Raw genomic sequence first — 6,921 nt, 5'->3', positions numbered from 1 at the left:
CCGGCGGGGCGGGCGGCGCGGCCGGTAACGGAACCGGCCTCTTCACCGGCTTCGGCGGTGCCGGTGGGCACGGTGGCGCCGCCACCGCTGCCGGGGGCACCGGCGGCGTGGGCGGCGCGGGCGGCCAGGGCTGGGCCCGCAGCCCGTTGGGGATCGACCTGACCATGGGCGGGGCCGGCGGACACGGCGGCGACGCCACCGTCGACGGGGCTACCGGCGGCGCCGGCGGCGCGGGCGGCACCAGCGTTTCCAGTGGCTTCTTCGGAATCGACTTGGCCCAGGCCGGCGCCGGCGGCGTGGGCGGCGCCGCTGTTAGCTCCGGCACCGCCGGGGCCGGCGGCGCGGGCGGTGCCGCCGCGGCTCCCGACTTCGTCGGGTGGGGCGCTTCCATCGGCGGCGACGGCGGGGCCGGCGGTGCCGCCTCCGGCAACGCGACGGGCGGCGCCGGCGGCGCGGGGGGTGTGGCGGCGACGGTGACGGGCATCGCCGGCGGCGGTGCGGGCGGAGCCGGCGGCGCCTCGACGCTGGGCGACGGTGGCGTCGGCGGGCACGGCGGCTTTGCCGCCGGGCTGCAGGGCGCCATCGGCGGTAACGGCGGGCACGGGGGCGCCGCTCCCACCGGCAACGGCGGCAACGACGGCGGCGACGGCGGCGGCGGCCTCGGCTTCTTCGCCCAGGGCGGCGCCGGCGGCGACGCCGGCACCGGTGGCGGCCCAGCCAACGGCGGCAACGGGGGCAACGCCGGGATCATCGACATGGGCACCTACAACCCGTCGATCTTCGGCATCGGCGGCAACGGCGGCAACGGTTTCGGCACCGGGCACGGCGGCACGGGTGGCCAGGGCGGTCACTTTGGCGCGCCCGGCGCGAACGGCAAGCCATAGCCCCATGAGCGGGTGATGCCCAGCGGGCGGCGTGCCGATCCTTGATCCTCTCCGCCGCAACGGGGTAGCGTGGTGCCCGCAATTACGAAACGCGCAGTAGCGTAATTGGCCGCGCCCCTCTACCGGAAGGATCGGCTTGATGCGCAGCCGCTATGCCGGCCATCCCTTCACCACGCCGACGGACGAGATCGCGGCCGCCCTCGAGGATGTCAGCATCCCGACCCTGCTGCTTTCGCTCGTCCACATCACCGGCGATCCCCGGTTCATCCGCGACTTCAAGCCCCTGGGCATCTTCCTCAACGAGGTGCAGGGCTTCATGTCCGAGGAGGACAAGGCGCGGGCCCGCGCGGCGGCGCTGCCGGTGCTCACCGACTACCGGGACCGCGGTTGCCCCGAACCCGAGCCGCTGAGCCTCGAACTCATTCGGGAGATGATGGACTGGGCGGCCTGCGAACACGTCACCGACGACTACCTGCCGCTGATCCTGGAAGAGATGGATCTCGACGGCGTCGACCCCCGCCGTCCGGCCGCCCTGCCGACGCAGTCCGCCGCCGAACTCCCGGTCCTGGTGGTCGGATGCGGGGAATCCGGCCTGCTGGCCGGCATCCGGCTCAAGCAGGCCAATATCCCCTTCACCATCGTCGAGAAAAACGCCGGGCCCGGCGGAACGTGGTGGGAGAACAGCTATCCCGGCGCCCGCGTGGACGTCGCAAACCACTTCTACTGCTACAGCTTCGAACCCAACAACGATTGGACACACTTCTTCGCCGAGCAATACGAGCTGCAGGACTATTTCACCAAGGTGATGAACAAGCACGGCCTGGCCGAGCACATTCGGTGGAACACCGAGGTCGTCGAGGCGGAATGGGACGATGCCGACGGGTTGTGGAAGGTCTCGGTGCGCGGCCCGGACGGCCGGGTGAGCACGATCAGCGCGCGGGTCGTCCTGACGGCCGTCGGCCAGCTGAACCGGCCCAATGTCCCCGAATTCGACGGAGCCGACACCTTCGAGGGGCCGTCATTTCACTCGGCGGCCTGGGATCACTCGATCGATCTGACGGGCAAGCGGGTCGCGCTCATCGGCGCCGGCGCCAGCGGCTTCCAGATAGCGCCGGCGATCGCCCGCCAGGTCGACAAGCTCACCGTGTTCCAGCGCACCGCCCAGTGGATGTTCCCGAACGCCATGTACCACGACGAGGTCGGCGACGGGGTGCGCTGGGCGATGCGGCATCTGCCCTTCTACGGCCGGTGGTACCGGTTCCTGGTGCTTTGGCCCGGTGCCGACAAGGGACTCGACGCCGCAGAGGGCGACCCCGACTACGCCGATCAGGACTACGCCGTCAGCGACATCAACGCCGCCGCCCGAATGATGTTCTCGCAGTGGATCACCAGCCAGGTCGGCGAAGGCCCGAACTCCCAAGAGCTGTTGGACAAGGTGCTGCCCGACTATCCCGCCACCGGGAAACGGACACTGCAGGACAACGGCAGCTGGCTGCAGACGCTGCAGCGCGACAACGTCGAGTTGGTGCGCACCCCGATCCAGAGGATCGCGCCGCACGGCGTCGTCACGGACGACGGCGTGACGCACGAGGCCGACGTCATCGTGTACGCGACGGGGTTTCGCCACACCGATGTGTTGTGGCCGCTGAAAGTGACCGGCCGCAACGGTATTGACCTGCACGAGCTGTGGGGTAGCCGGCCGTACGCCTACCTCGGCATCACGGTGCCCGGATTCCCGAACTTCTTCATCATCTACGGACCCGGGACCCATCTCGCCCATGGCGGCAGTTTGATCTTCCAGTCCGAACTCCAGATGCGCTATGTCGGTCAGTGCCTGCAGCGGCTGGCCCAGGAGAAGCTGCACTCGGTGGAACCAAAGGCCGACGCCGCGACCGACTGGCACCAACGCACGCAGAACCAGATCAAGAAGATGGTGTGGTCGCACCCCGCCGTCAAACACTCCTACTTCAAGAATGCCGACGGGGAGATTCATACCGTCAGCCCGTGGCGCCTCAACGAGTACTGGGCCGCGGTGCGCGCACCCGACTGGTCGAATTTCCTTGTCCGGCAGAGAAAGTGAGCACACCACTATGCGAACGGTAGTCCTCGACGGACCACGCAATATCGAGGTCGACACACGCCCCGATCCGGCACTCCCCGGTCCCGACGGAGCGATCATCTCGGTCACCGCCGCCGGAATCTGCGGATCGGATCTGCATTTCTACGAGGGTGACTATCCGCTGGCCGCACCCATGACGCTCGGCCATGAAGCCGTCGGCACCGTAGTCGAGGTCGGGCCCGAGGTGCGCACCGTCAAGGTCGGCGACCAGGTGATGGTGTCCTCGGTGACCGGCTGCGGCGCGTGCCCGGGATGCGCCACACGCGACCCGGTGATGTGCTACTCCGGGTTTCAGATCTTCGGCGGCGGCGTGCTTCCCGGGGCGCAGGCCGATCTGCTCGCCGTGCCGGCGGCCGACTTCCAGCTGCTCACGACTCCCGAAGGGATCAGCACCGAGCAGGCGCTGCTGCTCACCGACAACCTGGCCACGGGCTGGGCGGCGGCACAGCGAGCCGATATCCCGTTCGGCGGGACGGTCGCGGTGATCGGCCTGGGCGCGGTCGGTCTGTGCGCGCTGCGCAGCGCGTTGTTTCAGGGCGCCGCAACGGTTTTCGCCGTCGATCGCGTCGACGGCCGGCTGGACCGCGCCGCCGGGTGGGGAGCGACGCCGGTCAAGGCACCGGCGGTGGAGGCCATCCTGGCGGCGACGGGCGGGCGCGGGGCCGACGCGGTGATCGACGCCGTCGCGACCGACACGTCCCTGACCGACGCGCTGAACGCGGTGCGGCCGGGCGGCACCGTTTCGGTCGTCGGCGTGCACGACATGAATCCGTTTCCGCTCAACGCGCTGGGGTGCCTGATTCGCAGCATCACGCTGCGGATGACCACCGCACCGGTGCAGCGCACCTGGCCGGAGTTGATCCCGCTGCTGCAGTCCGGCCGGCTCGACGTCGACGGCATCTTCACCACGACCCTGTCGTTGGACGAGGCGGCCAAGGGCTACGCGACGGCCCAGGCGCGGTCCGGCGACGAGGTGAAGGTCCTGCTGACGCCCTAACGCCGCCTGTGCACTCGGCCACGGCGGCCCGAGACGAGACACATCACCGGCCAGCCGTGCGCGGCGGCCGTCGCGGCGAGCCCGCAGCGGGGGTTCACGGGCCGCGGAAATCCGACCAGCGCCATCGACGCCGCATCCTCGTCACCGTTGGCGTGGCAGCAACTGCCTTGCACCGCAACGTCATCGGCGGAGCAGAACTGCTGCACCGCCGCGGTGAAGGCGTCGACCAATGTGCCGTCGAGGTCGAAGAAGGCGGCGATCCCGGGCCCCGGTGTGCCCGCGCCGATCTCCGCGATGGCGTCGGCGGGCGAGCGCCTCGTGAGCGGCACCATCCGCGGTCACCCCGACCGGATCGCCGTGATGTATTCGGAGTGCATGATCGCGTCGATCTTGACGTCCACCTCCGGAGGTGTCATCCCGTAGCCGGCCTGCAGGTCGAGTGTGTTGCGGACCGGATCGACGGCCCACCCATGTGCGGCCAGCGATTCCGCCGGATCACCCCGGGGCTCGTAGGTCAGCGCCGAGAAGTCCACGTCACCCGACATGTTGACCCCGGGATGGTCCGCTTCCAGGGCCGCGAGCTGCTCGCGGTCCAAGCGGGATCCCAGCGCGCCTATGGCGATCCGGCTGCCCGGCGCGCTCAACCCGCTGATGCGGGTGAAGAGCGTGTTCTGCGCTTCGTCGGTGAGGTAGGGCAGCACGCCCTCCACCGACCAGGCGCTCGGGGTCTCGGTGTCGAAGCCCGCCGCTTCCAACCGCCTCGACCAGTCGGTGCGCAGATCGGCCCCGACCTCGACCCTGCGGGCCTTGGGCACGGCGCCGTGCTCGCCGAGCACGCGCACCTTGAATTCCAGCACCTTGGGCAGGTCGACCTCGAAAACCGTTGTGCCATCGGGCCAGTCGAGGCGGTACGCGCGGGAGTCCAACCCGGCGGCGACGATCACCGCCTGCCGGATGCCCGCCTCGCCGGCCGAGGTGAAGAAGTCGTCGAAGAACCGGGTCTGCACACCGTAGAGGCGGGGAAAGGCCGTCTCGTCGTCGGAGGTTCCCGGGTTGGCAAGAACACCGGACAGATACGGGTCCCGGGCGGCGGCGATGAAAACCTTCGCGTATTCGTCGCGGACCAGTGGCCGCGGGCTCATGGCGTGCAGCGCGCGCCATCCCGCCACCAGCAGCGCGGTGTAGCCCACCCCGCTGACGATGTCCCATTGGTCGTCGTCGGAGCGAAGCGACCCGAATTCAGGTGGAGTGCTGATGGTCGTCCCCTCGCGTCAGAATCGGCGCCGAAGCCGACATCCACCAAGGTACTGCGGTGGCGCCGTCAAATCTCCAGAAGCACCGTAACCGGACCGTCGTTCACCAATTCGACCTGCATGTTCGCGCCGAAGACGCCGGTCTGCACGTCGGCTCCAAGGTGGTGCAACGCCTCGGCGAACGCCGCGACCAGCGGTTCGGCGACCGCTCCCGGGGCTGCCGCGTTCCAGGACGGCCGGCGGCCCTTCGCGGTGTCGGCGTACAAGGTGAACTGGCTGACCACCAGGATCGGCGCGTTGACGTCGGCCGCCGAGCGCTCATCGGCGAGAATGCGCAGATACCAGAGCTTTTCGGCCAGCCGTCGCGCCACGTCGGGATCGTCGCCGTGCGTGACGCCGACGAAGGCCAGCAAGCCCTGGCCGTCCGGGCGGATCGCGCCCACCACCTGTCCGTCGACCGCCACCGACGCCGACGAGACCCGTTGCACCAGAACCCGCATGGCCCTCGATGCTGCCAGGCCGGGTTCGAAACGGGTGGGTAGGCTCGTGACGTGTCCGTGCTCGTCGCGTTTTCCGTCACGCCGCTGGGCGTGGGCGAGGGCGTCGGCGAGATCGTCGCCGAGGCGGTTCGGGTGGTCCGCGAATCCGGCCTGCCGAACAGGACGGATGCGATGTTCACCGTGATCGAGGGCGACACCTGGACAGAAGTGATGGCCGTCGTGCAGCGTGCGGTGGAGGCCGTGGCCGCCCGCGCACCCAGGGTCAGCACGGTGATCAAGGTGGACTCGCGTGCCGGAGCCCACGACGCGATGACGCAGAAGGTCGCTTCCGTCGAACGCCACCTGTCGGGGGGCTAAACCTCCACCGCGTCCCGGAACGCCCGCTCCGCCACGTCGCCGTGAACGGCGAACACCACCTTTTCCAGCGAGCTCGCCCGGTGCTGCCTTACGACGTCGACCATCAGCCGCGCGGCTTGGTCGAGCGGGAAGCCGCCGACGCCGGTGCCGAAGGCCACCAGGGCCAGCGAGCGGCACCCCAGTTCGTCGGCCTTGCGCAAGGTGGCGCCGGTCGCGCGGGCGATGATCTCGGCCGAGGTCGGGCCGCCCGGTTCCATCGTCGCGGCGTGGATGACGTAGCGCGCAGGCATTTCGCCCGCGGTGGTTTCCACCGCCTCCCCGAGCCCGATCGGCGCCTTCTCGGTCGATTCGCGCTGCACCTCAGGGCCGCCGGCGCGGACGATTGCCGCGGCGACGCCACCACCGTGCCGCAGCTGCGTGTTGGCGGCGTTGGTGATCGCGTCGAGCTCGAGCTTGGTGATGTCGGCCTGCACTACCTCTAACTCAATCATCGGTTCATTGTCGCGCGCTGCGGGATCGGCGGCGCCCTTCCGCCGCCGAGGGGTAGCTTTGTGCTGGCTCTCAGAGAGGCAGGTGCGAACGGCATGACGAGTGAAACGCCCGGCGAGCCCGGGGGACCCGGCGGGGCCGGCGGCCGCGGCGGCGCGGGTGGTGTCGGCGGTGCGGGTGGCGCCGGCGGTGCCGGGGGCGCCGGCGGAGCCGGTGGCCGCGGTGGTGACGGCGGCCGGGGCGGTGACGGTGGCCGCGGTGGTGACGGCGGCCGGGGTGGCGCGGGAGGCATGGGCGGGGCACCCGGTCCCGGCGGTCAGCC

9 protein-coding genes are annotated in these 6,921 nt (G+C 70.3%); 5 read left to right on the top strand and 4 right to left on the bottom strand.

Annotation, left to right across the window (positions count from 1 at the left end):
* From A5696_RS27920 to A5696_RS05685, 3 genes are all read left to right on the top strand, one after another.
* Nucleotides 1-884: hypothetical protein (locus A5696_RS27920; protein WP_082968929.1), on the top strand; the 884-nt coding region annotated here is incomplete at its 5' end.
* Between the two features lie 139 nt (nt 885-1,023).
* A complete protein-coding gene (locus A5696_RS05690) occupies nt 1,024-2,964 on the top strand; it encodes an NAD(P)/FAD-dependent oxidoreductase (RefSeq protein WP_067874729.1) in 1,941 nt (646 codons plus the stop codon).
* A 10-nt stretch (nt 2,965-2,974) separates the two neighbouring features.
* Nucleotides 2,975-4,000, top strand: coding sequence for an alcohol dehydrogenase catalytic domain-containing protein (locus A5696_RS05685; RefSeq protein ID WP_067874727.1), 1,026 nt, complete (start codon nt 2,975-2,977; stop codon nt 3,998-4,000).
* Here the strand turns inward: A5696_RS05685 and A5696_RS05680 are convergent.
* From A5696_RS05680 to dtd, 3 genes are all read right to left on the bottom strand, one after another.
* On the bottom strand, nt 3,997-4,332 hold the full coding sequence (locus A5696_RS05680; RefSeq protein ID WP_067874723.1) for a hypothetical protein: 336 nt from the start codon (nt 4,330-4,332) through the stop codon (nt 3,997-3,999). The two genes, A5696_RS05685 and A5696_RS05680, sit on opposite strands and share 4 nt — an antisense overlap.
* A 6-nt stretch (nt 4,333-4,338) precedes the next feature.
* Nucleotides 4,339-5,256: a class I SAM-dependent methyltransferase gene (locus tag A5696_RS05675; protein WP_067874720.1), complete on the bottom strand. Its 918-nt coding sequence runs from the start codon at nt 5,254-5,256 to the stop codon at nt 4,339-4,341.
* Nucleotides 5,257-5,321: 65 nt separating this feature from the next.
* Nucleotides 5,322-5,753: a D-aminoacyl-tRNA deacylase gene (gene dtd / locus A5696_RS05670; protein WP_067874718.1), complete on the bottom strand. Its 432-nt coding sequence runs from the start codon at nt 5,751-5,753 to the stop codon at nt 5,322-5,324.
* Between the two features lie 51 nt (nt 5,754-5,804).
* On the opposite strand from dtd, the gene A5696_RS05665 reads away from it, so the two are divergent.
* Nucleotides 5,805-6,110, top strand: coding sequence for an MTH1187 family thiamine-binding protein (locus tag A5696_RS05665; RefSeq protein WP_067874715.1), 306 nt, complete (start codon nt 5,805-5,807; stop codon nt 6,108-6,110).
* Here the strand turns inward: A5696_RS05665 and A5696_RS05660 are convergent.
* Entirely contained in the window at nt 6,107-6,601 is a 495-nt protein-coding gene (locus A5696_RS05660; protein ID WP_067874732.1) for a macro domain-containing protein, read from the bottom strand. The genes A5696_RS05665 and A5696_RS05660 overlap by 4 nt on opposite strands.
* Nucleotides 6,602-6,701: 100 nt before the next feature.
* Between A5696_RS05660 and A5696_RS26925 the strand changes: the two genes are divergently transcribed.
* Nucleotides 6,702-6,921: hypothetical protein (locus tag A5696_RS26925; RefSeq protein WP_304442247.1), on the top strand; the 220-nt coding region annotated here is incomplete at its 3' end.

The sequence above is a fragment of the Mycobacterium sp. E2699 genome (genome assembly GCF_001666745.1).
GTDB lineage: Bacteria > Actinomycetota > Actinomycetes > Mycobacteriales > Mycobacteriaceae > Mycobacterium.
This window is presented reverse-complemented; position numbering and strand designations above follow the sequence as displayed.

Excerpts from the sequence above, each read along its gene's own strand:
- A5696_RS05690 (WP_067874729.1), top strand. The coding sequence starts at position 1,024 with ATGCGCAGCCGCTATGCCGGCCATCCCTTCACCACGCCGACGGACGAG.
- A5696_RS05685 (WP_067874727.1), top strand. The coding sequence starts at position 2,975 with ATGCGAACGGTAGTCCTCGACGGACCACGCAATATCGAGGTCGACACA.
- A5696_RS05680 (WP_067874723.1), bottom strand. The coding sequence starts at position 4,332 with ATGGTGCCGCTCACGAGGCGCTCGCCCGCCGACGCCATCGCGGAGATC.
- dtd (WP_067874718.1), bottom strand. The coding sequence starts at position 5,753 with ATGCGGGTTCTGGTGCAACGGGTCTCGTCGGCGTCGGTGGCGGTCGAC.
- A5696_RS05660 (WP_067874732.1), bottom strand. The coding sequence starts at position 6,601 with ATGATTGAGTTAGAGGTAGTGCAGGCCGACATCACCAAGCTCGAGCTC.